The organism is Mesorhizobium sp. M0848 (assembly GCF_040319805.1).
Taxonomy (GTDB): Bacteria; Pseudomonadota; Alphaproteobacteria; order Rhizobiales; family Rhizobiaceae; genus Mesorhizobium.
On sequence record NZ_JAMYOM010000013.1, the window covers coordinates 136,871 to 161,722 of the forward strand.

At 56.9% G+C, this 24,852-nt stretch carries 24 protein-coding genes and 1 pseudogene; 15 read left to right on the forward strand and 10 right to left on the reverse strand.

From position 1 onward, the window contains the following. The first annotated feature begins 26 nt into the window (after nt 1-26). From NKH95_RS16965 to NKH95_RS16975, 3 genes are all read left to right on the forward strand, one after another. Nucleotides 27-344: a hypothetical protein gene (locus NKH95_RS16965; RefSeq protein WP_352892085.1), complete on the forward strand. Its 318-nt coding sequence runs from the start codon at nt 27-29 to the stop codon at nt 342-344. 603 nt (nt 345-947) lie between these two features. Beyond that, nucleotides 948-1,430 (forward strand): Crp/Fnr family transcriptional regulator, encoded by a 483-nt coding sequence (locus NKH95_RS16970; RefSeq protein ID WP_352753863.1) that lies wholly within the window; start codon nt 948-950, stop codon nt 1,428-1,430. A gap of 1,283 nt (nt 1,431-2,713) precedes the next feature. Continuing rightward, entirely contained in the window at nt 2,714-3,169 is a 456-nt protein-coding gene (locus tag NKH95_RS16975) for a Ros/MucR family transcriptional regulator (RefSeq protein ID WP_352753862.1), read from the forward strand. A 37-nt stretch (nt 3,170-3,206) separates the two neighbouring features. Here the strand turns inward: NKH95_RS16975 and NKH95_RS16980 are convergent. The 3 genes and pseudogenes from NKH95_RS16980 to NKH95_RS16990 form a co-directional block, all read right to left on the reverse strand. After that, nucleotides 3,207-3,459 (reverse strand): annotated as a pseudogene (locus NKH95_RS16980) (hypothetical protein). Further along, nucleotides 3,410-3,775, reverse strand: coding sequence for a hypothetical protein (locus NKH95_RS16985; RefSeq protein ID WP_352753861.1), 366 nt, complete (start codon nt 3,773-3,775; stop codon nt 3,410-3,412). The pseudogene NKH95_RS16980 and the gene NKH95_RS16985 overlap by 50 nt, the downstream one beginning before the upstream one ends. A gap of 15 nt (nt 3,776-3,790) precedes the next feature. After that, nucleotides 3,791-4,000 carry a hypothetical protein gene (locus NKH95_RS16990; RefSeq protein ID WP_352753860.1) on the reverse strand — a complete coding sequence of 70 codons (210 nt, stop codon included), beginning with the start codon at nt 3,998-4,000 and terminating at the stop codon, nt 3,791-3,793. A gap of 634 nt (nt 4,001-4,634) precedes the next feature. Between NKH95_RS16990 and NKH95_RS16995 the strand changes: the two genes are divergently transcribed. From NKH95_RS16995 to NKH95_RS17010, 4 genes are read left to right on the forward strand one after another with little or no spacing between them, the layout of a single operon-like run. Beyond that, a complete protein-coding gene (locus NKH95_RS16995) occupies nt 4,635-5,126 on the forward strand; it encodes a hypothetical protein (protein ID WP_502895246.1) in 492 nt (163 codons plus the stop codon). Then, nucleotides 5,123-6,646, forward strand: a complete 1,524-nt coding sequence (locus NKH95_RS17000; protein WP_352798007.1) for an FAD-dependent oxidoreductase — start codon at nt 5,123-5,125, stop codon at nt 6,644-6,646. The genes NKH95_RS16995 and NKH95_RS17000 overlap by 4 nt, the downstream gene beginning before the upstream one ends. Continuing rightward, the gene (locus tag NKH95_RS17005; protein ID WP_352760924.1) at nt 6,643-7,929 is read left to right on the forward strand and encodes an SDR family oxidoreductase; all 1,287 of its coding nucleotides are present in this window, start codon (nt 6,643-6,645) and stop codon (nt 7,927-7,929) included. The genes NKH95_RS17000 and NKH95_RS17005 overlap by 4 nt, the downstream gene beginning before the upstream one ends. Then, complete coding sequence (locus NKH95_RS17010) at nt 7,929-8,411, forward strand: DUF2269 family protein (RefSeq protein ID WP_352760927.1); 483 nt, start codon at nt 7,929-7,931, stop codon at nt 8,409-8,411. The genes NKH95_RS17005 and NKH95_RS17010 overlap by 1 nt, the downstream gene beginning before the upstream one ends. 399 nt (nt 8,412-8,810) lie before the next feature. Here the strand turns inward: NKH95_RS17010 and NKH95_RS17015 are convergent, their stop codons facing one another. Further along, nucleotides 8,811-9,032: a hypothetical protein gene (locus NKH95_RS17015; RefSeq protein WP_352892089.1), complete on the reverse strand. Its 222-nt coding sequence runs from the start codon at nt 9,030-9,032 to the stop codon at nt 8,811-8,813. 488 nt (nt 9,033-9,520) lie between these two features. Between NKH95_RS17015 and NKH95_RS17020 the strand changes: the two genes are divergently transcribed. The 3 genes from NKH95_RS17020 (at nt 9,521) to NKH95_RS17030 (ending at nt 11,071) form a co-directional block, all read left to right on the forward strand. After that, a complete protein-coding gene (locus tag NKH95_RS17020) occupies nt 9,521-9,808 on the forward strand; it encodes a hypothetical protein (protein WP_352753853.1) in 288 nt (95 codons plus the stop codon). A 716-nt stretch (nt 9,809-10,524) separates the two neighbouring features. Next, nucleotides 10,525-10,824 carry a hypothetical protein gene (locus NKH95_RS17025; protein WP_352760932.1) on the forward strand — a complete coding sequence of 100 codons (300 nt, stop codon included), beginning with the start codon at nt 10,525-10,527 and terminating at the stop codon, nt 10,822-10,824. A gap of 73 nt (nt 10,825-10,897) precedes the next feature. After that, nucleotides 10,898-11,071 carry a hypothetical protein gene (locus tag NKH95_RS17030; RefSeq protein ID WP_352760934.1) on the forward strand — a complete coding sequence of 58 codons (174 nt, stop codon included), beginning with the start codon at nt 10,898-10,900 and terminating at the stop codon, nt 11,069-11,071. Between the two features lie 1,522 nt (nt 11,072-12,593). On the opposite strand, the gene NKH95_RS17035 is transcribed toward NKH95_RS17030, so the two are convergent. Next, complete coding sequence (locus tag NKH95_RS17035) at nt 12,594-12,809, reverse strand: hypothetical protein (RefSeq protein ID WP_352760936.1); 216 nt, start codon at nt 12,807-12,809, stop codon at nt 12,594-12,596. 407 nt (nt 12,810-13,216) lie between these two features. Here NKH95_RS17035 and NKH95_RS17040 point away from each other — a divergent pair, with 407 nt between their 5' ends. Beyond that, entirely contained in the window at nt 13,217-13,483 is a 267-nt protein-coding gene (locus NKH95_RS17040; RefSeq protein WP_352760938.1) for a terminase small subunit, read from the forward strand. A gap of 569 nt (nt 13,484-14,052) precedes the next feature. Then, nucleotides 14,053-14,208: a KTSC domain-containing protein gene (locus NKH95_RS17045; RefSeq protein ID WP_352760993.1), complete on the forward strand. Its 156-nt coding sequence runs from the start codon at nt 14,053-14,055 to the stop codon at nt 14,206-14,208. On the opposite strand, the gene NKH95_RS17050 is transcribed toward NKH95_RS17045, so the two are convergent. After that, on the reverse strand, nt 14,184-14,387 hold the full coding sequence (locus tag NKH95_RS17050) for a hypothetical protein (RefSeq protein ID WP_352760939.1): 204 nt from the start codon (nt 14,385-14,387) through the stop codon (nt 14,184-14,186). The two genes, NKH95_RS17045 and NKH95_RS17050, sit on opposite strands and share 25 nt — an antisense overlap. Next, nucleotides 14,384-14,572 carry a DUF3606 domain-containing protein gene (locus tag NKH95_RS17055; protein WP_352760941.1) on the reverse strand — a complete coding sequence of 63 codons (189 nt, stop codon included), beginning with the start codon at nt 14,570-14,572 and terminating at the stop codon, nt 14,384-14,386. Before NKH95_RS17055 ends, NKH95_RS17050 begins: the two co-directional genes overlap by 4 nt. Before the next feature lie 18 nt (nt 14,573-14,590). Between NKH95_RS17055 and NKH95_RS17060 the strand changes: the two genes are divergently transcribed. Together NKH95_RS17060 and NKH95_RS17065 are read left to right on the forward strand one after the other, a co-directional pair. Then, complete coding sequence (locus NKH95_RS17060; RefSeq protein ID WP_352760944.1) at nt 14,591-14,938, forward strand: ATP-dependent DNA ligase; 348 nt, start codon at nt 14,591-14,593, stop codon at nt 14,936-14,938. 147 nt (nt 14,939-15,085) lie between these two features. After that, nucleotides 15,086-15,568, forward strand: a complete 483-nt coding sequence (locus NKH95_RS17065; RefSeq protein ID WP_352760947.1) for a DNA ligase-like domain-containing protein — start codon at nt 15,086-15,088, stop codon at nt 15,566-15,568. Nucleotides 15,569-15,878: 310 nt separating this feature from the next. Here the strand turns inward: NKH95_RS17065 and NKH95_RS17070 are convergent, their stop codons facing one another. Both NKH95_RS17070 and NKH95_RS17075 read right to left on the reverse strand, forming a co-directional pair. Beyond that, entirely contained in the window at nt 15,879-17,087 is a 1,209-nt protein-coding gene (locus NKH95_RS17070) for a pilus assembly protein TadG-related protein (protein WP_352760949.1), read from the reverse strand. Between the two features lie 1,199 nt (nt 17,088-18,286). Next, complete coding sequence (locus tag NKH95_RS17075; protein WP_352760952.1) at nt 18,287-20,284, reverse strand: hypothetical protein; 1,998 nt, start codon at nt 20,282-20,284, stop codon at nt 18,287-18,289. A 527-nt stretch (nt 20,285-20,811) separates the two neighbouring features. On the opposite strand from NKH95_RS17075, the gene NKH95_RS17080 reads away from it, so the two are divergent. Next, complete coding sequence (locus tag NKH95_RS17080; protein WP_352760953.1) at nt 20,812-22,971, forward strand: CapA family protein; 2,160 nt, start codon at nt 20,812-20,814, stop codon at nt 22,969-22,971. Nucleotides 22,972-23,163: 192 nt separating this feature from the next. On the opposite strand, the gene NKH95_RS17085 is transcribed toward NKH95_RS17080, so the two are convergent. Next, nucleotides 23,164-24,561 (reverse strand): UDP-N-acetylmuramoyl-tripeptide--D-alanyl-D-alanine ligase, encoded by a 1,398-nt coding sequence (locus NKH95_RS17085; protein ID WP_352798023.1) that lies wholly within the window; start codon nt 24,559-24,561, stop codon nt 23,164-23,166. Between the last annotated feature and the right edge of the window lie 291 nt (nt 24,562-24,852).

A 24,852-nucleotide genomic window follows, 5' to 3' on the forward strand; every position in this document is an offset into this window, starting at 1 on the left:
GAATTTGCGTATCGAGGTCGACGGCAATGGTGCACCAGGATTTGCCGGCCGAAGTCAGCGGACGGATATGGCCCGCCACTGAGAAAGCAAGTGACGCTCGCCAAGGTGGCGCCGGATCTCGGCAAGCAGTCGACCGTTGCACTTCGCAAGCCCTGAACGCCGTGTGCGTCTATCGTTGCACCACCATGGAGGAACTCCGCACTAAGGCCGAGTTCTTGAAAGAGTTCGCCACTGGCAAATACGGCGACGTCCAGCCCGAGGACGTTGATGCGCTGCTCTGGTCGTTCCTGCCGGAAGAAGCATTGGAAGACGCGGTCAAGGCTTCGGAAGGCGGTGCAGCCTGAAGCTGTAGCATTTGGCCCGCTGCCTCACGGTGGCGGGCGTTTCTATTCCTTGTGTTGAACGATGTAGCTATTGCTGATGGCTTTGCTCCCAACGCCCCGCGTGACAACAACGGTGGTGTACCCGGCGGGCAATGAACCGGTGACAGTCTCGTCGACAGGATGGCATCGTCCGACGATTTCCCCGTTTGGCGCACCTGCGAGCCTGTCTTTCAGAGATGCCCGACACGCGTCCAACGACGCATATGTGGTCGGCGCGGCATCAATGGGCTTGCAGACAGCCTGGCCTGGGCTGCAAGAGAGTAAAAGCAATACTGCTGCGGTTGCCGGGTCCATTGTCGAAGCTCCACTGAGACCAAGCCTCAACGCGGATCGACGACCTTTGTTGCACAGGCAGCCCGGCGACGGCCCGCTGCCTCACGGTGGCGGGCTTTGCCAACGCTGCTGACGCGGAATGTCCTTATATTAGCGATAAAAGATATATTAACGGCCGTGATGCAGCCTTCCCACAAAGCATGGGGATGGGGGAAACACCTCCTCGTCGACGTTCCAACGCGCGCCCCTTGGAGCCGGCGGACCGTAGACCAATGCGGAGCACACGCATGAGTGTCGGAGCATAGCGACGTTCGAACGGTGAGCGCTTGCAGTGTTGGCTTCATAGATCACTCGGCTATCCGGCTGCTCTGCGAACGCTACCCTAGGCTGGCGGCAAATCTTTGGCGAACGACACTGGTTGATGCATCGATCTTTCGCGAATGGGTGGTCAATGTAGGGAAGCGCCAAGCACTTGGCCGAGTGGCCCATCTTCTCTGTGAGATCATGCTGCCTATGGATGACGCCGGCCTCGCGTTCGATCAAAGCTGCGCTTTTGCTGTGACGCAAGCTGACCTTGGGGAGGCCACAGGGCTGTCAGCTGTCCACATCAACCGGACACTCAAGGCTCTTCGAGAAAAGCAGCTTACTTCGCTCGTGAATGGCCAATTGACCATCCATGATTGGGAAGGGCTGGCCATTCTTGCTGAGTTCCGTCACGATTACCTGCACTCAGCAAGGACCAAGCGAAGGGTGGAGTCCTTGTCGATGCACTGATTGCTGCAGGGGGGAATCTTCAGATTGCCGCGGTGAAGAGTTTTTCGGCGGCCCTTGGGGTCGATCTGCTTGCTTGGCTACTCGGCGCGCAGTGCACAAAAATTTCAATACGAATGACGTACCCGCCGCTTGCATGCATTCCGACGAGTCCGGTTGAAGGAAAACATCGGTAACTGTCCTCAGTGCAAACTGCCTGGAGTCCGGATCGCAAGATTCTGCCCAGCCGTAACATCCCATTTATGAATCTGGACCCTCGAACTCGGTGAGAGAGCACGTCGAGCTGCGCAGGTATTCAGTCAAACTTGCCGGCCACTGGCATTGGATGCTTCCAAAATCGAACTGGGCGCCACTGGCATGAAGCAAGGCTGCGACCAAATTCTCGTCGGCTGACTTTTTGCCGGTGTATAGGCGCAAAAGCTCGTGCGCCTGGACTTTCCAATCGCACTCCGGGCTGTCCCTTATGGGTGACGTAAGGGTCCGAGAGAGTATGTCGAAATCCAACAGCGAAATACCCGGTCGGCTTCCTTTCATGACCAAATCCGTCCTGTTGATCTGTGGTGGCCGGCCAGCCAAAACAGCCGTCGAGGTCGCACTCTTCACGGCAAGAACCATTTCGGTTCCTAGCCCGCTGAGACGGCTCCACAAAAACTCAAAGGTAAGTTTTGTTGTCGATCACCCGGCAAATCGCAGGTGAGGGGGGTCTTCGGCGCACCAATCAAACTTGATTAGGCGGCATCTCTCATTTCTGCGTCGTTGACGGGAAGCTCCTGGGAAGACAGGTCACGCTGTCGAGCCCAATTCCGCTCAGCATCGAGCAGTTCATTCTCTCCAGTCAAGCCGTTCATAAACAGTCTGAGTACGTGTGTAGCTATGCGCTCTCCGTCCTGCGAAGCGACACGTACACCGCGCTCTTTACAGACCGTCCTACAAACATGGGCAAGCACCATAATATCGCTCGGCTCCAAAAACCGACCTGGATATAACATACCGTCCTCCGTGGAAAAGCTACCGTGAGCTTTTGATTACGCGAGGTCACCGGCAGCCACAATTAACTATGATAGTCGTGTACTCGACTCTGCAGAAAGTTCGAGCGGCGCCTCCAAACGCATCCGGGATAGCACTACAGCCGAATACGGGGCTATTTAGCAAGGCGAGGTGCCCTCCAAGCTTAGAATTTAGACAAGGTTCTTCGCGTGAGAGACCCACCATGATCCGCGGGCCGTTGCACTTTGTGCACCTCCTTAATAGAGACAGAGGCACATCAGATGGGAAAGCCTTCAACCATGCAGAATGACGCTGAAGCTCAGCAGGTCCAGTTGTTGCAGCTCACTGCCGACATAGTGGCGGCGTATGTTCAGAAGAACGCGATCCCGGCGGCCGTTCTCCCCGAATTGATCGCCAGTGTGAATTCTGCCTTGTCGCAATTGAGTCAGCCGGTGGTAGCGCCGCCGCCCGCGCTTGTTCCGGCAGTTAATCCAAAGAAGTCGGTTTTTCCCGATTACATCGTCAGCCTAGAGGACGGACGCAAGTTCAAGTCTATGAAGCGCCACCTTGGTTTGCTGGGAATAACACCCGACGAATACAGAGCCAAATGGGGCCTCGCACGAGACTATCCGATGGTGGCGCCGAGCTACGCGGCTCAACGGTCGGAGCTCGCCAAGTCTTCCGGTCTTGGCCGCAAGGCAGTTGCGAAAACGCGAGCAAAGAAAGCGCCAACAAGGCAGAAGGCCAAGGCCTAGCGGCGGTCCGTATACACTCTTCTTGCGGCAACGGTGGTCATTCCATATCTGGCACGTCGCCCGCCCACAAAGAGGGTTGTGGGCTCCCCATATTCGCCAAGCGAAGGATTGGCATCGCGCGACCACGCAGTGACGCCAGCGTGTTTACCCGCCAGCCCCCTCGCGGTCCTTATGGCGCGGTCCTCGGTCTGCTGCTCGGCTGGCCCAAAGACGAGCTGAAGGTCGCCGCTCTCATCGCGGTCAAATGCTGTGACGACGATGAGTCTCGGGGCCTTCTGTTGCGGCAGCAAGCTGTCTGAGGCTCTCCCTTCGCTGGGCCACCGGCTGGCGTGACGTGACCGGCTCGCTGGGAACAAACTCAGACGTGCCTATGATCGGTATCATCGATGCCTCCCGCTCTGGCCGTGCCTGTTTAGCTCTCAGCTCAACGATTTCGTCATCTCGTCTGGCAATTCGGCTTTCCAGATTGGCGATGCGCTCTGCTAAGAAATAGCGCCCAACTGCAAATCCACCGCCTCCGAACAGCACGGCGAATGTGGCGAAGGCTGTCGGCTGGGCGATGACCAGTTCGGCGTTATTGCCAATGAAAGCGATAAGGTCGTGCATCGAGAGCCGCCTAAGTCATGCCAGCACAGGCGGCGTGGGATCGTAGCTGATCGCCACGAAGCCAGGGTACCTGTTGGCGAGAGCGAGGATTTGGGTCTCAAGCTCGCAGGTGTAGGCCATGAGCGCCTTCACGGCCTCAAGCGGGCTTTCGTAGCGAGCGATGAGCTCCTCCGCTTTCGAGTGCAATTCGGCTTCGGCGTCGGCGTCCAGATGCATTGCGGCCATTTCGGTCTCCTAGATCTAGCGACTTGCCCGGCGCGGTGCGGAGAGGGCGGGTCAAGCTGTTCTTGCAGATGGCAATTGAGGACAATCATTTCTTTGAACGCCTTCACAGGGTCGCCCTTATGCTGAGCAACGAACTTGTCAGGGATTGCCTGCAAAGCAGCTTCCTGGCGGCTGTGAGCGTCACAACGTGGTCCATGAGATCGCTCCAAAAGATTGTGCGCACAGTGAACAAAAACGGAACATAATTGTCAAGGTCGAATTGGCTGGGCGTGGATGGAGTGCCTATCTGGGCTACAGTTGGGGCGAGGAATATTGGCCCTAGCAATGCTTCGGCATCGTAGCCCCCGTCGGCGAGCAGCATTGAGCCTAACCCCTTTGCCAAGTCCGCTGCGGAGGCGATGTCGCTCGCCTGGCCTGAGCGGCCTGCCTTGGGCGCCGACAAGAGCGTGGATTTGGTTGTCAGTCCGGCTCGGAAACGTGTTGACGATCATTTCGTTGACCATCAGCCTTGAGGCCCTGCTCGTCGCCTCGATGACGTGCAGCAACCTTGCGATGCGATCGAGATACACCTCAAGGAACAATCAACCCGCAACCCCGTTGGGCAGGATCGCGTCAGGAGAATGCTGTGCGACATATGATGTTGGGAGCTCTGGCCGGCCTTGCGGCGACGATGGCGATGACCAGCGCCATGAGGCGGTTCCATGGGGTGCTGAACGACACGAGTCGCTACCCATTGCCGCCCCGTGAAATTGTTGAGCGCCTGAACATCGGGGGCGATGAAAGGCAGGCGCGAACGAATACTCTGTTGGCCCACTTCGGCTTCGGCGCGATGAGCGGTGCAGCGTTCGCGCTTTTGCCACGCCGTCGCGGCAGCGGCACACTCTATGGCCTCGGTGTGTGGGCGGCCAGTTATCTGGGTTGGATTCCTGCAGCGCGAATTCTTGCCCCCGCATGGCGCCATCCTGCAGAGAGGAATCTGCTGATGATCGCCGTGCACATGGTGTGGGGTATCGTGCTCGCGAAATCGCTCAGCGAACTGGAAGCCGCGGAATCGGAGGCGTTCGGCAGGCCTGTGGACGCCAAACAGTCAGTCTTGGAAAGGCGAGAGAGAGGGCCTGACCGATGAAGTCGATCCCGTTTTGGCTAGATCGAGAGCCGGAGGTTTCATTTCGTGCCTTGCAGGGCGATCACAACTTCGAAGTCGCGATCGTCGGCGCGGGTATCGTGGGACTGCAGACTGCCTGTCTGCTGCGGGGCTCGGGTCTGAGGGTAGCGCTCCTCGAGGCACGTCAGATCGGCCAGCAGGCCACCGGCCGCTCCACCGCCAAGGTCACATCCCAGCATGGGCTCAAATTCGCTTCCCTCATTCGCAATTTCGGCCGCGAAGGCGCGAAGCTTTACGCGGACGCGAATGAAAAGGCCAAGGAGGAGATCGCTGCACAGTGCTTGCTTATGGTGGATAAGGCCAAGCTGGAAGCCAAACCTGCCTTCATCTATGCTGAAGACGAACAACAGGCGGACACGTTACGCCGTGAGGCCGACGCCGCCGCATCGCTTGGATTGCCCGCCGAATTCCTGTCCGACCCGGAGCTGCCCGTTACGGCGACCGCGGCGCTCCGCTTTTCCGGCCAGTACCAGTTCGATCCGTATCTTTATCTTTGCAGGCTGGCCCGTCTGGTGAGCGAGAGCACCATCTCCGTTTTCGAAAACAGCCGCGTTCTTGAGATTGCAGGCGAGGGGCCTTATCAGTTGACTCTGGCTGGCGGCATTGTGACCGCCGGTAAGGTCGTCGTCGCCACGCAGATGCCCATCATCGGAGACGGACTCTTCTTTGCCAAGGCTTTTCCATTCGCGCATCCGGTCGCGGCAGCGCCACTGCCGGAACAAGCAAGAGTGGACGGCATGTTCATCAGTGCCGGCCGGCCGTCTCATTCCTTTCGCACGACGAACCGTGACGGCAAGCGCTTTCTGGTGGCCGCCGGCGGCGAATTCAAGACCGGAGACCGCGAGGGTGCGGATCGCGCCGTCGCCGACATGCTGGCCTTCCTCAAGGCAACGTTCTCTATCAACCAACCGTCGCACCTTTGGATAAACGAAGATTTCCGATCAATGGACGGAATGGCCTTTGTCGGCTTGGCGAGTTCTTCCAAACCAGACCTTCTTGTTGCTACCGGTTTCGACGCATGGGGCATCACACAAGGTGCCGTTGCAGGAGAGATCCTCGCGTCGCAGCTTCTCGGCAAATGCCATCCTGCGGCGGAGATCTTCGACGCGACTCGTATCAAGCCGCTCGCCGGCGGCCCGACGTTCATATCCGAGAACGTCAAGACGGCTACTCATTTGGTGGCCGAACGGCTCCTGGGTTCAAGAACTATGGAAATCAGCAAGATCCGCCCAGGAGAAGGGGGGGTGATCGAGCACGACGGAGAGCAACTGGCTATCAGGAAGGCGCACGACGGTACGGTAACCGTCCGCTCCGCGATTTGCACCCATCTCGGCTGCGTTGTTGGATGGAATCCGGTCGACCGGACGTGGGACTGCTCATGCCATGGATCCCGCTTCGATAAAGCTGGTGAGGTTCTTTCCGGCCCCGCGACGAGACCGCTCGAGCCGCGAGCATCGCCGAATGCCGGGCACGCGAAATGAGAGTTCTCGTCACCGGCGCGTCGGGTCTGATCGGGGCCGCGCTTTGCGCGCGGCTGGCGGCCGGGGGACATGACGTCGTTCGTGTGCTCCATCGCCCCAGTGTTGCCCCGTTCACCGGGCCTCCTCCCATCTTGCTCGACATGGCAAATGCGCTGCGGGCGCAGGACTGGATCCCTCATCTTGCCGGTGCCGATGCCGTTGTGAATTGCGCCGGCGTTCTGCAGGACAGCGTTAGTGAGAATACCCAGCATGTCCATACAGGCGGCGCCTCGGCACTCTTTGCCGCGTGTGAACAGGCAAATGTGAAAAAGGTCATCCACTTCTCGGCTATCGGCGTCGATCGCCAGCAGCCGTCCGCTTTCTCCGCCAGCAAGCTTGCTGGCGATGAGGCATTGATGGCGCGCGATCTCAACTGGGTGATCCTGCGCCCCTCGGTTGTGCTGGGGAGGCCGGCGTTCGGCGCAAGCGCGCTTTTTCGTGGTCTCGCTGCTTTGCCACTGTTGCCTGTGATGCCCGACACGGGTCGTCTTCAGGTCGTACAGCTCGACGACGTGATCTCCACCGTTCTCTTCTTTCTTAGGCCCGACAGCCCATCGCGCCTCGCTCTGGAGCTGGCTGGGCCTGAAGCCCTTTCCATGAACAAGGTCGTTGCCTGCTACCGCCACTGGTTCGGATGGAACAGCGCCCGGGAATTCATCCTGCCCAATTGGGCCGCAGCAATCCTATACCGGGTTGGGGATGCAGCGGCTCAGCTCGGCTGGCGTCCGCCGATGCGCAGCAATGCCGCAAAGGAGATCGAGCGGGGCGCGGTCGGTGATCCCCAGCCGTGGATAGCGGAGACCGGCATTCAACCGTCAAGTCTTGCAACCGCACTCAGCCTTAACCCTGCCACGGTGCAGGAACGATGGTTCGCTGGTCTCTACGTTGTTAAGCCTGCCATCTTCGTTGTGCTACCCTTCTTCTGGATCATGACCGGCGTTATTTCCCTCACCACCGGCTGGCGCAGCGGAGTTGAGTTGCTCATCGACACCGCGGTCGGCGCGCTGGCCGGGCCGGCTGTCGTCGCCGGCGCGCTGGCCGACATGATCGTCGGTGCGCTGATCGCCTGGCGCCCGACCGGCCGGCTTGGTCTCTTCGGCGCAATCGCGCTGTCGCTTTTCTATGCGATCGCTGGGAGCATTCTGCGACCGGAGCTCTGGAACGAGCCGCTCGGCCCGCTGATGAAAATCCTGCCGATCCTGGTTCTGCATTTTGTCGCTCTGGCGGTGCTGGAGGAACGCTGATGATCTATTTCGTGCTCAAATACCTGCATGTCATCGGTGCGGCTGTGCTGTTGGGAACTGGCGCCGGCATCGCCTTCTTCATGCTTCTGGCACACCGAACCGGAAATGCCGCGACCATCGCGGCTGTCGCCCGCGTCGTCGTCCTCGCCGACTTTCTGTTCACGGCTACGGCCGTTATTGCGCAACCTGTGACCGGAATCGCTCTCGCCCAGTACGCGGGCTATTCGCTTGCTGAAGGATGGATCGTTCTTTCGATCATGCTCTACATTGCGACCGGCCTGTTCTGGCTGCCTGTGGTGTGGATGCAGATCAAGATGCGCAATCTCGCCATATTGGCCGCGGCGTCCAACCAACCCCCGCCTGAGCGTTACAATCAGTTGTTCAGGCTCTGGTTCGCCTTCGGCTTTCCAGCCTTTGCGGCTGTGCTCGCCATCTTCTGGCTGATGATTGCGCGCCCGCCGATCGAGTGGCTGGCCTTTTAGCCGTCGTGGCTCGCTAAACGCCGCCCTGCGGCGTCTGTTCCCGTGACTAGGAAAAACCAAACCGAGCCATCACGATCGAGGCATTACCTTGCGCCTCCGCGGCGCCAGTGCCCTTCGCCCCGGCTGGCGAGGACAGCAACCACCAAGAATGCGAGGGCCGCTGGTTCCTTCTGGGCGAAGGAGATACCCAAGGCGGCGATTCCAATGCCGAACCGGCGTTTCGCGACGCGTTCCAGTCCAGGCGCTGTCTGATTATGGCCGACGGCTTCTGAATGGAATATCTCGCCCGGCCGATGGCAAGGAAGACCATTGGCAACATCTACCTGCCGGCCATGCGCCGTTCCATCTGCCAGCCTGTGGCCCCCAAATCAAATCTCGACATCACCAGTTGCACTATTGTCATCGACCCAGCGGAGAGCCGATGAGAACCTGCCCGATCGGCGAGCGGTCATTCTCGATCAGGCTAACGATGATGCTTGGGTGGCCCGGCGACGCCGAAGGAAGGACATCCTCAGCCATAATATGAAGGGTCAATTGCAGTTCAATCGTGTCGACCGGGAGGTCAACGCGACGGTTGTCAACAAGCTTTCCATCGACCCAGGCCTTGGTCGGGCCGACCAATCCGACGAACCGCTAAGGTTTGCGGAAGGCATGACGCCGGCGCCTGACGAGCAGGCGCGGATCCAAACCAATTCTGTGAACATGCCGATTGCGGCAAGGGTGCGCCGCGCTTCGCTAATTCAGACGGTACATTGGTGTACTTGTCGGCGATCGATCAGATGTCGAAAATCCAACCCGATCTCATCGATCGGGCGTGTTATTCCAGTGCTCCGTCGCGGTTTGTGAGACGCTATGTATGGGCTTCGAGGACTAGAATTGTAGGTGATGCCGAAGCGAACCTCGTTGTATCAAGCGTCGGCAATAATATGTACCGATGTCTAATGAAGCTGTGCTCGCTCCACACGTTATTGCAAGCCGTTCAAATTTGAACTTCCGCACTAATGCTTTGTCGAGGGCATCCCATGTAGTCACTTAAGCCTTCTGCGCGGTGAGGTTCCACCGTTCTTGAATGGCCGTCGGCGACGATAACGACGAATTAGGAGAACGCAATGACTCGCAGTCACGTTGAACGTCTTGATGAGTTTAGGGAAATTCTGGTCGCGACTCGACGCGAAGGAATTCGTAATGTGCACCATACTCGCGACGCGATGCGGGCAAGTGGCTTTCAAATTGGGGATAGCGACGGCTCCAGCTACGGAGCCGAGCTGAAGGCGCTCCAAGAGCAAATTGAGGCAGTCGACCGCGCCGTCGAAGACGAGAAGCGGCTGACCTTGGCCGTCGAGAGCGCGGCTCAATCCCGGCGAATGACCAAACCCAGAATCGTGAAGAGAACATAAAATTAGATACGGTCCTTGGCGCTCCTCATGTCAATCGACCTGCGGCAGCCGATCTGAATAGCGCCAGCCGGCCGCGCGCACCGCTCGGCGCGTGTCGCACACGGACGAACGCGGTTGATCGTCTTCCGCGCTCGTCGGTGAAGGCGGACACGGCATCGTCGACATGGAGGTGTTGCCGATGTCGTCCCCAGTCGTCCGTCCGCTGGCGATCTCCCTCAGTTCAGCACGATCGGAAGTCGACCGCGACGAAGTCGACCGCCATTGGCGGCCGTGCGTCGGTCGGCCCGACCACGGTCACCAGAGTGCCACCGGCTCGATTAGGCCCTGGGATTGCGTAGGCGCCGGCCTCTCGTGGAGTTGCGCGAAGAGACCACCTTGCAAATGTGCTTTCTTCAATGGGAGAGCCTCATATCGCTGTTCCCAGCTGAGTTGGCGTGCTCGCATCACAGTAAGCCAGTCACGCGCATCCCGGCGCTAAGCAAAGGCTGGCAAGAATCTTTCCGGGCGATGCTCGCACAAACGCAGACCGTGATGTTCCCGAGGTGGTTTATGGCTAACTCTGAAGAGGCAATCGATCTCGAGTACAATACCGAAGCATGACTACGAGCCCGTCGCCATTGCGCGCGATGGGCTGCGGGTATGCGATTGCGCATTTTCTTGGAACCGTCGTTTCGCAGCGAAGTTCGGTGCCGAAGGGAACCGATATGGAGTTGATCATGAAACAGGTTCTTTTCGCTTCAGCCATTATGGCACTGTCAACTGGCCTCGCGTTTGCGCAATCGACCGACACGACGACAGGCGGATCGTCGACCTCGGCAACCAAGACCATGCCGAGCACTACGACCGATCAGGGGACGGATTCGACCACCACGAGTGGAACGAGCTCGAACTCCGCCAAGGACTGCGCTCCGGGTAAACAAACTGGCAGCGCCAAACAGGCAGCGCCAGGTCAACAGGATACCGGTGCTAACTCGGCTGCTCCTGGCCAGATGAAAAAGATCACGGAAGGCTGCTGACTTGCCGGGACGGCAGGCTTTTTCCTTCCGTGATCGAAAGCGCATTCCGGGAGTTGGTTCAAAGGAGGAGCCAATGAAAAAGGATGGCGATGGACGTGTGGACAAAGACACTCAGCAACTGCTTGCCCGACGTTTGTCTGAAGAAGTCGGCATTTCAGAGCCGGACGCGCGCGATCTGATCAAGCTTATCGGAACAGACTGGAATTCGCTGCTTCGTGAAGCCCGATTTTTGAAGGAGCGCCATTAGAGTCCGCCGCCTATTGGGGCGCGGCGGCTGACGACCTCTATCCGACATTGGTCGGCACGGTCACTCAACTCAATGCTTCGGCTGCTTGATCGTGTCGGCTGCTGCCCGATAATCCCTACACAATGCGCCTGTGAAATTGCCGTGCTGCTTGCCGGTAATTGGCGTGCGAATCTCTGGCAAAAGCCATCGTCGAGACGGTCGAGCGGCTGACGAAGTAGGCCCGCCGCTGAGGGACACTGAAACAGCGACGGGCCTTTTGCTTCGAGACCTGGCCCGGAAGCCAAGCTGCAAACCAAACTTCGATTTCACGAACAGGTTCCAGCCTTACAAAAAAATTAGCGCCTGCGGAGACTCGCAGGTAGGCCCGCCAACTGAGGATCTGAAGACCGTCCTTCTAGTTGCGATGTTGCAGCCGGGTCTACCCCGCAGCGGGCAATCAATGAGTAACGGAGGCTTTGAACCGGGTTGCCGCCCACGAGACTGACCTGCCGTAGGCTCTCGTATCCACTGCTTCATTCTCACTGCAACTGCCGCAACAAATGCTGCTGTCGCCGCATCGCACGCCCTCACGGCCCGTTAGATGCCAAGATGACGGCAGCGCTCTTCAACGTCAATCGTACTTCTCGGCAAGGTCTGCGGCGTTATACGGGTTGTCGAAGATCCCACCGTTATTAGGCTCTTCCTTGCTGCTCCAAGAGGCGCGGTGTCATCGACTGTGCCGTTGTGAAAGCGAAGGACACACCTAAGCTGCGAGGTCCTCGGCCGCAAGACTGTTTAGTTCAAAGCCGCGCTCGATCGGAACTTGTTCAAATACGCGTTGGCAAAGGCGAGGTCGCTCGGATAAAGGAGGCCACGATCAACTCAGAGACCCGCTCCACACCCTTTCGCTGGTCGATAAGTCGTCGAGGCCCTATCGAGGCGATGCTCGAGATCGATTGCCTCATCGGTTTGGCTGAGGATAAAGCGGCGAGTTCGATCATAGCGATCGATGCTCGGCAATTGGATCGCAAAACCTAACGGGTTCTTGGCTTGTTCCCATTGTGGTATTCCCCTACGTGTTGCTCACGGCACATTCATGCTCGGAGATGCGCCGGGAGCCCCGCCCAGTCAGGCGGGTTCTTTGTTAAAATCGCCCGGCAGCCCCGGAAAACGTTTTCCAGCTGGTGCGGAGTGTTGCCACCCCCACTACTGCTGCTCGGGCATTTCAGTATTTTCCTGAGGGTCTTTGTTCACGCCTGGGCTGGGTGACGTGTCCGCTGGCGCATTACCGCCCTGGTTTTGCTCAGGAGCACGCTTGAACGGTGCCGTCTGCCAAGAGCCGTTCGATAAAGGCGTAAGTACAAAGAATGCCATCAGGCCGAGAAAAATAAGGGGATAACCGCCACGCCCCACGCCATGAGTCTTCGCGTGCCGCGTTGTTCTTGCCTGCGAGATAGGTTGTCCGCCATTGCTCCGGCCTTTCGTGAAGTGGCGCTGGTGAGCAACGCGCCTTCCCGAACTCGGTTCCGCCCGTCGTCCGACATCAGGCTTCACCTTGGAGGTGGCTTCCCGTCGCACTGACGGTCGACGGTTTCTTCTGCTCCGGGGGTGGCGTCTCCGCTCGAATCACCGGTTCCAGGTCGTTGGGAAAGTTGGGTGCGTTAACTGGGAGTTTCGGCAGCGAAACTTTTTCGTCCGGTGATAGCGAAGGAAGTATCTCTGCCACCTCGGCCAGGATGTCGTTTACGATCCCGTTCATCTGCGTGCCTGCTGCGAAAATACTCCTCCCGAACTTCGCTATTGCATCAAAGTTCCGGCCCCGGTGCAGCATCTGCGAATTGAGTAATTTTGAAGCTTAGCAATCTAAAAGCGTTGCCGGCGCGTTGGGGGAACAGGCTTCGGGTTGAGCCTTTGCCATTGACCGGCTGCGAAATTCCTCGCGAATTCCTCGGTCTCGAAAAGCTGCTGCGTGATCGCGCCATCCTAGACGATCTGAACCGCCCACTGCCCGTGTAATTGCTCAATCGAAACACTGTTCTTTGGTTGGTGGTCCACCGCCGCACTCCTCCACAGGTGCAACAGTAAAAAACAACCTTAGCGGGCCGCCGCTAGCAATGTTCGAAACATACCAAATTTCCGCACCCGCTCAGACCGGGGAGACCATCCATGCCCGCAAACGAGTTGACCCCGAAGCAAGCGCGCTTCGTTGACGAATTGATGATCGACCTGAACGCCACGCAGGCGGCCCGGGCCGGTTACAGTGAATTGACCGCAGATGTGCAGGATCCGCGTCTGTTAGGGAATGTTGGTTGCCGCCGCCCTCGCAGCCAGGCAAGCAGCGTCATCGCACTGCTGCGCCGACTCGGGAGCATCGATGCCATTGAAGCGAATGCGCTGACCATGAATCTCGATCGTGTCGCCGTCAAAGATTGAAGCGACACCGGTGATCACCTCCGGCTTGGCGCGATCCAGTTAGAAACATGGAGGTCAGGGGCGCCTTCGCTGTGCTGCACTGCGAACTGAGCTACCAAGGCGGCTGCCGCAGCCACCGTCACGAAGACAAGCCGCTTAGGAACGCTTGCAGCAAGCGCGCACGTGCCCGCTGCGCACCACGCCGCGTGCGCTACCGATCAGACATGTTGTCGTATCGATACTTGTCCACGCCCTTCGCCCACGGACAAGATGGATCGAGTCGGCTCGCGGTTCGCGGCAGCGGCGCCCCGGCGGGCCTCATCCAGGGAACAAAAAGCCCCAGCGCTGGGTCGCGGCACCGGGGCTTATGGCATGTACGAGCTACCTAGCATGTCCGCATATGAGACTGCGCTAATCGTAAATGAATGGTGAACCGAACACTCCGCCGGAGGGGAAAGGCGGCCCTTAATAGGCTGCTTTCCGTGGCGCTTGCCGCGGCAAGAGCGCGGAAATGCAACCAAGGCCTCCGCCATTCGTTGGGCGCCATGCCGTCGACCTCGATACGCAAGTTCGACTATGACCCGAACAACATGGTTCTCTCAGTCTGGTTTGTAGCCAGCGGGAAGCACTACGAGTTCTTGGACGTACCGGTTGAGACCTTCACCGCGTTCAAAGCTGCCTTTGCCAAGGGCCGATATTTCAACGACCACGTCCGCAATCGCTACCCATTCCGGCTCGTGACATAGAGCTCCAGTTCCAACGGCTCGTGTTGGGGCTGATCGTGCCAAGCGACCTGGCGGAAGTCACGCATGTCGAGCCGCTGGCCGCATACCGGGCAAATCATAAAATTCTCCCGTTCGTCGGCAGGCTCGCCGCCGTGCTGCTCGCCAAGGATCGGCGGGCCAAGGTCCGACAGCTTGGTCATCTACTGCCCAGCGCTTTTGCTTCTCGTTCCAGCGTCTCCCGGTCGTTGCCGTGTTTTTTTATAAGTTCACGCACCTCGGGGATCGTAAGCTGAAACTTGCTGGCGAGATAACCGACCTCATATTCTTCGTCGCCTGATACCCGGTCGCGGTCGCGGAAATCACGCTTGCTCTTGTCGTCTCCCATTGGTGTTCCTCCTGGAGGTTGTCGATCCGCAACGCGCACCTGGCCGCATTGTTCATCCTTCTTGGAACTATTTTAGCTAAAGCTGATTTAATCATGGGTGTGGGTCTATTCATGCGCTTGAAGTTCATCAAGCCGATGGAGCCGGAGCTTGTCGATCACCCGCCGGAGGGTGGCGACTGGATTCACGAAATAAAGTTCGACGGCTACCGCACGCAGCTCATCAAGGACGAAGACGGCATCCGCTTGCTGACCAGGAGAGGGTATAACTGGACTGCACGTTACAAGGTACTTGCCGACCAAGCTGCGGCGATCGAGGCCGACGATTTCATCATCGAAGGCGAGGCCATTGTGGTTGATGAGGCTTGACTCTCCGATTTCCATGCGCTGCAGTCGGCAGTCAGCAGCCGCGAGACCTATCAGAACTATTATCTCGTCGCCTTCGATTTGCTGCACCTAAACGGACACGACCTGCGCAGCATCCCGCTCTAGGACCGGCGCGAGATCCTGCAGGGAATGATCGAGGCCGGCGGCCGCATCCAATTCAGCGAGGCGATGCCCGGCACGGGTGACGTCGTTTACTACGTCGCGGACCAGACTGGACAGGAAGGCATCGTCTCGAAGCGCCGGGACAGTCTCTATCGCAGCGGCCCGACGATGAACTGGCGCAAAATCAAGTGCTACGATGAAAAGGAGATGGAGATCATCGGGGTCCAGCGTGATCCGGGGCAGGCGGCAAGAGTTCTCATGGCCGACAAGGGCCGCTATGTCGGCACCGCCAACGTCAATTTCAGATTCGACAAACGCAAGCGCCTCTGGGACCGCGTGCAGGGAAAGGTCGGCGGCCCAGCGCCGAAGGGCTTGAAGAAAGACAAGGCCGAATGGATCAAGCCAGGCTTGGTCGGCCGGGTCAGAATCGTGTGCCTGACGTTGTGCCGAGATCGGCATCTAGGAGAAACGGCATGGTGGCGCCACGCGCGGGTGTGGAAGGGCTTTTGAGGGTCGGTTCCGTATCATGCGGGGTGAAGATAGTTGGTGCCACAAAGTGGTCAACCTCCGCCGAGAGGAGCAGCTAGCGTAGGCTGGAGCAGCCCGAGGAAAAAGGATGTCGCGCGATCGAAGCTGATTTCGGGACTTTGACCCGCCGTAAGCCTTGCGGCTTCGTGCAGGTTGGGAAACTGACTGGAGGACAAATTCAACGATCGTTGCCAGTTCAACGGGCCATCCTGCGACGAAGCCTGCTCTTCCATGAATGTTTAGGGCGCCCCAAGGTTGATGCGTGGTTCGCCTATAGAGCATTCGCGCCGCATTATGGCAGGAGCACAATCGACGAATTTCCGAGACCTTCCGGCGGTTTACTCGTAAATCCGTCCGAGAGAAGGTCTGAGTTGCCACTGTAAGATACTTGCCACGCAACTACAAACCCAAATATGGCGTCCAATTTCCGATCAACTGTTCCAGTTAATGTGAGATTGTGATTCGGCAAGTAAATTGTGCCTTTGATCGAATAGTTTTTGTTTACTGCTAACGATACTATCGGCAGCTCGCCGGGCGCTGCCGTTCGCGATCCAAAGATAGCAATACCAGAATAAATGCCGCTTGTCGGGGGGGTAATCTCCAACCTGCCGTTTCCTCCTGCCTGAATGATGCTGGTTCTCGAACTGACGTAGATAATTATCTCATGTCCAACCAGGCGGCAATTGTTACTAAATCCTACAACAGCGTTGTTAAAATAGTGCGTTCCCGGCGCAAGCGATATTTTGCCGCTAAAGATTATGCTGCCGCAGAATACGCGACCCGCAGGTATCTCAACATCTGAGAGCATCTGATTTTCATAGTCGCAATGGCTTGGCAGGACTGGCTCTGGGGTACTCACGAGTGGATCATCAAGGGGGGGCTGGTTAGTCTTAGGATTCGCAGTATATCCGCCCCCCTCGTAATTGCCGACCACAGAAATCTTAGTAGCGGCAATTTTTCCACTGCCGATGTGCCTCAGCGCTCTCGGATCAGACGAATTGACCTGGATTCCGCAGTTTGGCATAGACAAATTCCCCAACCCGGCTACCGTCATTGCGCCGTATGAGTAAGGATCGAGAGCATATATGCAATAATCTGGGGCTGCCTTGCGAGCGTTTGCCTTGACTTTAATTTCGATCGTACGAAGGCCAACAAGGCTCATAAACTGAGTCGGTATTTCGGCCGCGATTTCAACAGCTACCTCTCGGGATACAGGCGTGGACGATGCAATACTGACGTCGACCGTAAGATGAGCCGCAAAGGAGCCATTGCTCAGCACGAAAGATTTGGCCGTTTGAACAGTTTTCTCCTCTCCTTCCTCGCTTCCCATAGCTGCTAGAGCTGCTGAATCAGCTACCTCCTGCAGTCGCGACCTCCAGTTGGATGCGGCGGTAAAGTCTACGGCCATGCCCAATGCCAAGCTCAGCGGAACTGCCACTAAGGCTGTCGCCACCGCAAAAGTTCCCCGTGTATCGAGTAGCCGGTGCTTCATCCGTCGCATTCAAGGTGCCCCTCTCACGAAAGGCAACTTAGCTCAAAGCGTTTACGTATTCCTAAATTAGGAAATGCTTGTACTCTTCCACTTGTTCTCCTTGAGATCGCCTCCGGTTACGTTGGGAGTTGACGCGATAGAATCTCTATTGAAATTGAAATGTCAGGATCACAAAACTCGCTATTTCAGCCCGAATACGTTCCCAGCTTGGCTAGACTGGAGCAGGTCGCTTGCGGAATGTCCGACGCCCGGCAGAATGACGAGGCGCCAGTTGAAGAGCCACCCATTAGCGGCCGCAACGGCTCGCGCCATGTCGAATGTGTATTGGCCTCGTTCGAGCCGTGTTGCTCCTTGGCGCATGGCGGCTGCGCTCTCGTTTAGCTCGGCATCCCCTGTGTCATCCTCTCCAAGATAAATCGTCAACGGCAAAGCCAGGTAAGCCTTTAATTCCGCCGTGGCCTGATCCGGGGTGTAGACACAGCCCGTGGAGAGACATCCCAGGCCATATGCAGTCGGCTCTCCTAGCGACGGCAAGACGTAAGTGGATGGGTTTGCAACTACGAATCTTTTCGCATCGGGCAAGGCGAATGCCGCGACCCGAGACATGAATTGCCCCCCCGCGGAATGCCCAAAAAGATAATATTTCGCATTTGGAAGCCCCTCACGCGATCTTGCCCAGTTTACTAATCCCTTCACATACCAGACGGTCCAACTATCCCGAGGCTGAATTACACCGCTATTGACAATGCCCCCCCGCTGGTAGCTCCAACTCGGGAACCTTTCTAGATCAAAGAGAGGCGCTAAGACGATCAGGCAATTTCGATCCGCGATGGGTCGTGCGTAGTCTCTGTAGGACGAAGCCGTTCGACTCAGCCCGTGGAAGACGAACAGAATTGAGGGATTGCTGCAATTTTTTGGATGGTATGTGTATACGGTCAGCTTCGTGCCATTGACGTTCGCAGTCGTTGTCCCGTTGCCTACCTTCCAGGCCAGCGCCCAGTCGGAATAAACCAGACAGCAGCCGACTACCGCCGCGGCCAACAGATGGATTGCATAACGCACGTGCCACTCCCGATGACGATCTTCGCTTCATCTGAACCCTGATGATGCAAAATGGATGCGAGCTGCTTTTAGGTAAAGAGTTGTTCCACTTCCTACGAACTCGTACAGCGTTCTAGTTGGCACCCAGGAGGGGTGTCCGCGCACCTCTAGCGACTTTTGAAAAGCCGGCTCTTAATGCGGCGAGCGCGACTGATGATTGTGTGCTCATAAAGCCCGCGAGGAATCCTAAGGTTTGAAGGCAAAGGCCAATCCAAGCCAAGTAGATCAATCATAGTTTGCGCGTTCGTTGCCATCTTCGACATACCCGTTCCGCCTTCGCCGAAACGCACTACGCTATTTTGAGCAATCTGTACGATCTGACCGTTGTTGGAGGCGTTGACGGCACGGGTGCAGGGCCAGGCGCAAACCACGTCTTCAAATTGCAATCCCATGTCAGGCGTGATCGTTCTTAGGAGACTCGCTAACGCGCTGAGGCCGTAACTTCGGCTATAGACAGGCAGTCCAATTACACCACCGCAAGTCACCTTCATCAATACATGAGTGGTGGTTCTGCCGATTTCGACGAAATGGGTTTGTTTCATTCCCGTGAACGGAATGTTGTCAGCTTTAACAGGATCGGTAATCCGGAAAAGAACCTGTGCGGAGAAGCCTGCGGCAATGGTCTGGTATGGAATGGGCAAGCCAATCTTCATCCGGTCCAAGGTTCTGTTGGCCAGACCTGGGTTATCGCCATAGTGAAATGTCGCCGTCGGCCCTAGTGAAAGAGCCAAATGGTCGACGGGCAGACACTTTTGCTCGCCGGTCACAAGCGATTCAACGACGACGGCAACGGCTTTGGTCGTATCACCTACGTTCTCCAGGTAGATGTGGCGTATGGCGCGCCTGTGCAGGTATTCCGCATCGTGACGCACGAGGATGCCGCGGCAAATGGCATCGAAGCCATGCCGGATGCAGGCATTCTCCGGGAACAGATCCGCCGCAACAATTTTCTTGAGAATGCTTGCGCCATACAGACGCGTGAGGTCTTCAGCCGAAAGTGCTTGTGGGCGGAGCCCAACTTCTGTTTCAAGTGCGGCATTGTCTTTCAGCGAATGCCTGAAATGAGATTGTGTGAAGTAAAGGAAGATAGCCCTTCGAACCTCATTTGGAAGTCGAAACGAACAGCCGAGGCACTGTTCGAGATAGCTCAGTATGTCGCTTGATGCCTTGGAGGCGAGACGGCTCTTCACGTGGTCGTTTTGGAGACCAAGCATCGCCTTTATCGTTTGCAAGCGTCCGTGGAACTCATTGCTGAGATAGATCGGAATATCGCGAGCGGCGACCGCGCGGGGCCATAGATCAACTTTTTTATAGTCAACTGAGAGGGCTACTGCCGGATCGGCCTCGCCCAGGAGAGCCCGCTTCACAGCCGAGAAAAGAATCCCGAGACCTGTGTTGTCCTGTTCGGCGTTAAGTGCATTAGCGTGGTTGATGTGCTCGTAACTCGCGGAACCGCTCTCGTTGGACTGCTCTGCCCCGTCGAGGGCGAATTTCACCTCATACCGCTTTGCTCCATCCGCGGTAGCCATCGACGTGATTATGGCGGCGATCTTCGCTGCAGGTCCTCCGGCAAACATGACTACGGGCCTCTGCCGGCCAAGCGTGCGATTGTGCCGGTGCTCTACGATGGCCTGCTGATGATTGACGGGTGCATCCTGGATAGATTTGAGGGTGACCTTGTTGTCGCCCCGCGTTCGCACATTGCTCGTCCGGTAGTACTCCCCATATGGACACTCTGATTCAAGATCGGGGCACTGGGAAATTAACCTGCGGTAGAAATCAATGATTTCACTACGTCGATTGATCCAAACGCCCTTTCCCGACTGGTACGGGCCGTCGAGCAGGTAGTCGACAAATGCCGCACCAGAGGCTGTTTCCCGCGTCATGGCGTTGCGCAGGTCATCGATCGTATTGATCAGGCGGGCTGGCACGAAATTACGGAACCCAGCTTGCCTCGTGTAGCTGAACTCCGCCCCCCTGTGTCTGGCTAGTTTATCTGCGTCCTCTAAAATAAAGTCACCGGTGCGATCGTTGACAAGCGACTGAATGCGAGATGCCTCGGCCCCTTTACTCGTCCGACCGCGTTGAACTCTGACCAAGGACATGATACGCGCCCCACCCATGTTTCACACCTAGGCTCCCCAGCCCGAGGGTTATTTCAAATTTCAATAAAGTACTACAGTCTTGTGTCTGCGTGCGGTTCTGTTGATTATTAGCTAATCATAATATAACAGTCGAGTGCTCGCAAGCGGGAAAGCGAGAGCCGGGCTCTAGGCCTCATACGTGCCTCCGGGAAGTGATCGTACCGCCCGAGGTGTTTTGCGCGGCAAGCCCAGGCTTCATCAATCTCTACCCATTGTGCCGCTATCGACACGTTATGGATTGACGTACTTGAGTTGCCAACACCGCGAAACAACAACAAGGCGCGAGCGGTTTCACCTACCTGGGAATTCGATCTTCGTCCTTAACCAAGTGGCTGAGGCCGTTGATATAAGATGTCGGACTTCTCAGGTCCTTGACTCGGTTAGAGTGGCCGAGTTGGATTTAACCGGTGGATCAAATGGTAAAGATACCTCTTCTGGGTCCAATCAATGTTTACGACGGAATGCCCCAGTTTCGGACGGCGCAGTCCATGAAGGCCGCGTTCAAATCACTTGGGTACACATCAACGCAAGTTGGCGATTTGTTACGAGTGAAAAAAAGCGGCCGGTGTTGTTATCTGTTCGAGAGTGAAACGAGTTTTATGTCTCGCTTGGGGAGCCGCATCTTAAAAGACAAGGTACTCACTTCACAGATCCTAAGAGAACAAGGCCTAGAGGTCGCCCAGCAGCACTTCTTTGTTTTCGATCAGTTAGAGACTGCGCGCCCCTTGGTGGCACGGATGGGTAGCGTTGTAGTCAAGCCTGCGGACGGAAGAAAGGGCAGGGGGGTCACCGTGGATGTGACGCCCGAGACATTGGACAAAGCCTGGGGTTTGGCTAGTTTAGAGTCTTCAAAGGGCATTCTCATCGAAGCATTTTTTAGCAATGCAGTCGAAGCGCGTTATCTGGTCATAGATGGACATTGCGTTGCGGTCATCGAGAAGGTTATTGCCCACGTTCTCGGCGATGGACAGCGAACCATTGCCGCCCTCATCGATGAAAAAAATGCCCGGCGGGCTCGCAATCCCCATCTGTCGTACTATCCAATCCAGGTCGACACCGCACGCGAAAACTTCTTGTCCGGGCAGGGAATGACGGTTGATGATGTTCCATCAAACGGCCGGATCGTTCCTCTTGCTGCCAAATCCGGTTGGCTGCTTGGAGGGGAAACGAGAAACATCACCGACAGCGTACACCCGGAGATGCGACGTATCGCCGAAAGAGCGACGCAGATCGCGCCCGGCTTGGATGTGATCGGCCTCGATGTCATGGCTTATGATCACACCACAGCGCCGCACACAGGTAGTTACATTATCATCGAAGCCAACAATCGACCGGGGCTCGGGCTCTATATGTACCCAGCACACGGCACGCCAATTGATGCATGCCGACTTATTGCTGAAACTTGCGACAGGCAGCTATTTCCGGGGCTACACCAGCCAAATGATGTGCGAGCCATCGGTAGGCCAGAACCTATTCGGATGCCAGCCCGAGCCAAAGCGCCTGCTCCGGTGATTTCGGCTGGTCCGGACTTGCCTTTTCACAGGCTAGACGTCTCCCAAGCCGCAATGCCGACAATTGTCTTTGGTGGAGACACAAGTCTTGGTGACGAGAACCTGGGCGATCGATGGGCCGAGGTACGCAACCGCATAACTGCAGCGCCCGACAGCTTCTTTGACGCCCTGCAGCCGCTGATCTCCGATCGTGCAGCGTTGATCCTTAACCTCGAGACGGTCCTCGCAGTTTCGCCACCGGACATCTTCGGAGGAATGAAGAAATATCTGTCTTGGGAAGAACCTCAGCGCACGCTAAGCGTCCTTCGGCGCCTAGGGGTAGACGCCGTGACGCTTGGTAACAATCGTGCGATGGACTTTGGACAAGGGCCGGCGATAGCGATGAGAGAGGCATTATCCTCCAGCGGGATTCTTTCGATCGGCATGGGTTCTGATCTTGCCGGAGCAACAACGCCACTTTTGATCGATCTGGGTGTTGTACAAATACTAGTGTTTTCGGCTTTTGAGTACCGCGCAGACTACGATCAGAATTTCAAATTTTATGCTGGACCAACCACGCCGGGGGTGGCTGGGTTTGGGAAGGGTTTCTTGCATCTCTTGCCCGAGCTAGTGCGACGCTACCGGGTCGCATTTCCTGATGCAATGATTGTGTTTCAGCCGCATTGGGGCGGTGCCAAGAATTATCGCTGGGCGACGCGGGAGATGTTCGCAGTAGCGAAAGAAGCGATGCATGCCGGGGTGGATTTGGTCATCGGGCATGGAGCCCATTCTCTCCAGCAGGTGGAGTTTTGCAATGAGGGAACGTTGGTTTGCTCGTTGGGTAACTTCGTTTACAATGCTCCGGGCCGATATGCGGAGGAGAGTGGGTTCCCATACAGTCTCATTGCGCAGTTGCATCTAGGTCCGGGGCAAGCGGAATTGCGACTGTATCCGGTGGCTTGCGACAATCGTGTCACAAATTTCCGCACGCGCCCTGTAAATGCAGGTCAAGCAGCATTAGTCTTAGCCGAACTAAGGAAACGCGCGACAGTGCCGGGCTCTTTCGATAAGCAAATTAGACTTAGGAAAGATGATTTGGGTTGGTGGTATCTACGAAATCAAGCTCCCATCTCACCACGCTTCGGTTTGCGGTCGTAGCCGCGATTTGGTCATCTCCCGACTTTCGATCCTTGCAAAAGATTTTAAATTCGTGGCTCAACGTGAGCAGATGAGTTGGGCAGCGACACCAAGTGTCCTCCGGCGGTCTGCTTTGCGTATATCCCATGCGTTACGCAATCATCAGGCAAAGGCTGAAATGCTACTACTCATCATCTTGCTCTAAGTCGAATATCATTGATGGGATCTGAATTGCCGGCCCAAGGAAACTATAATTTCATTCAAACCCACAGCATTTGAACCCTTCACAAGAAGGATATCGTTTGCCCGCAAAATAGTGGCAAGTCCGGCCAAGACGTTGTCCGCGGTCGCGAAGTGTGGGCCCAAGAGGTATTCCGGTAGCGTACGGCGGAGATATCTCATCTGCTCTCCGACCGTCATCACCATATCGAGGTCAGCCGCGAGGATTGGCTCCGCTAAACTGGCGTGAAATTTGGCCGACATCGGCCCGAGTTCCAGCATGTCCCCAAGGAGAGCAAGCTTTCGGCCGCCCGCGGGACGGCGCTGCTCAGCAAATGCCGCCAACACGGCGGCTACAGACGTAGGATTTGCATTGTAGGCTTCATTGACGATTTGGACCTCACCCGATGCGAGGGCAATACGTATGACTTCCCCCCGTCCGTGGACAGCTTCCGTCACAGCCAGGGCATTGGTCGCAACATGCAAATCAAGACCAAGAGAATCGGCCGCAGCCAGGGCACAAAGGCTGTTCAACGCCATATGACGTCCAGGATTGCGGATTTTGTAGCGGCGATATTTGCCTTTCAGGACCGCGCTGACCATGTTGTCTCCAGGCGAATAGGTCTCGAGCCGGTAATCGGCTTCGGAATGTTCGCCAAACGACACGACTCTTGCCCCAAACGACAGGGCGCGTTCGCGAAGGTAGTTGAAATACTCTGAATCTCGAGGGACAATCGCTGTTCCGCCCTCAGCAACATCATACACGCGAGCTTTCAACTCGGCGATGGCCCTGCGCGATCCATACTCTTCGAGGTGGGCGTCACCGATAGAGGTAATAAGAGCGACGTGCGGCTTGAGCGCAAACAGGTCTTGGAGGCGTCGAAAAAATCCAATGGATACCTCGGTTGTATGAATACCACTGCGTGGAAGGTTAGCGATGAGACCGAGCACGCCGGAGACGGTATTGAAGTTCCCTCCGGGAAACTGTGGGTGACCGGTGGCGGTGAGAATGGCGTTGATCATAGCCGTCGTGCTGGTTTTCCCGACGCTGCCGCTCGTTGCGATGAGGCGGCCGCTGTAGGCTGCTCGCGCATGCTCGGCTAGGCGCCGCATGGCGATGCGGACCGAGGCGACCCGTAGCAACGGAAATTCTTCGTTGTCGGATTGGAACTCTTCGTCCACGAAGAGTGCGAGCCCCCGTTGTGCGTCTCGCTCGATCTTTAACTTGTCCACGCCGTATCGGTACGTGCTAACATGTGGGATCACAAGCGCACCCGGGCAGACCAAGGCGTCCCAAAACGCTATACGTTCCGTCGTCCAGGCTTCCGGCAGGTCGCCCTCCCACGTGCCTCCGGTAATCTGCGCCAGCTCAGCCTTCGCCCAAGGATTCATTTCCGCTCCTGTTCGCCGAATGATCGCAGTGGCACTCATCTCGACTTCGAATAGTCGTCTCACGCTCGTCTTCGCATCACGGACTGGCGGGAATCTCCTTTCCTAAAACGGCTCGCTCAGCCAAGTCTCCTCCATGTCCATTTATCTGTCAGTCGCTTTCAAGACCGATATAGTGGGCTGACGATCCGAAGGGCTTCAAGCCCCGCTGTAAATTCACCGTCTCCCAATCTGACAGGCGTCTGAATATTCCTGCTACCCGCAAGTTCGATCCTAGCCACTGGGGCCTTTGCG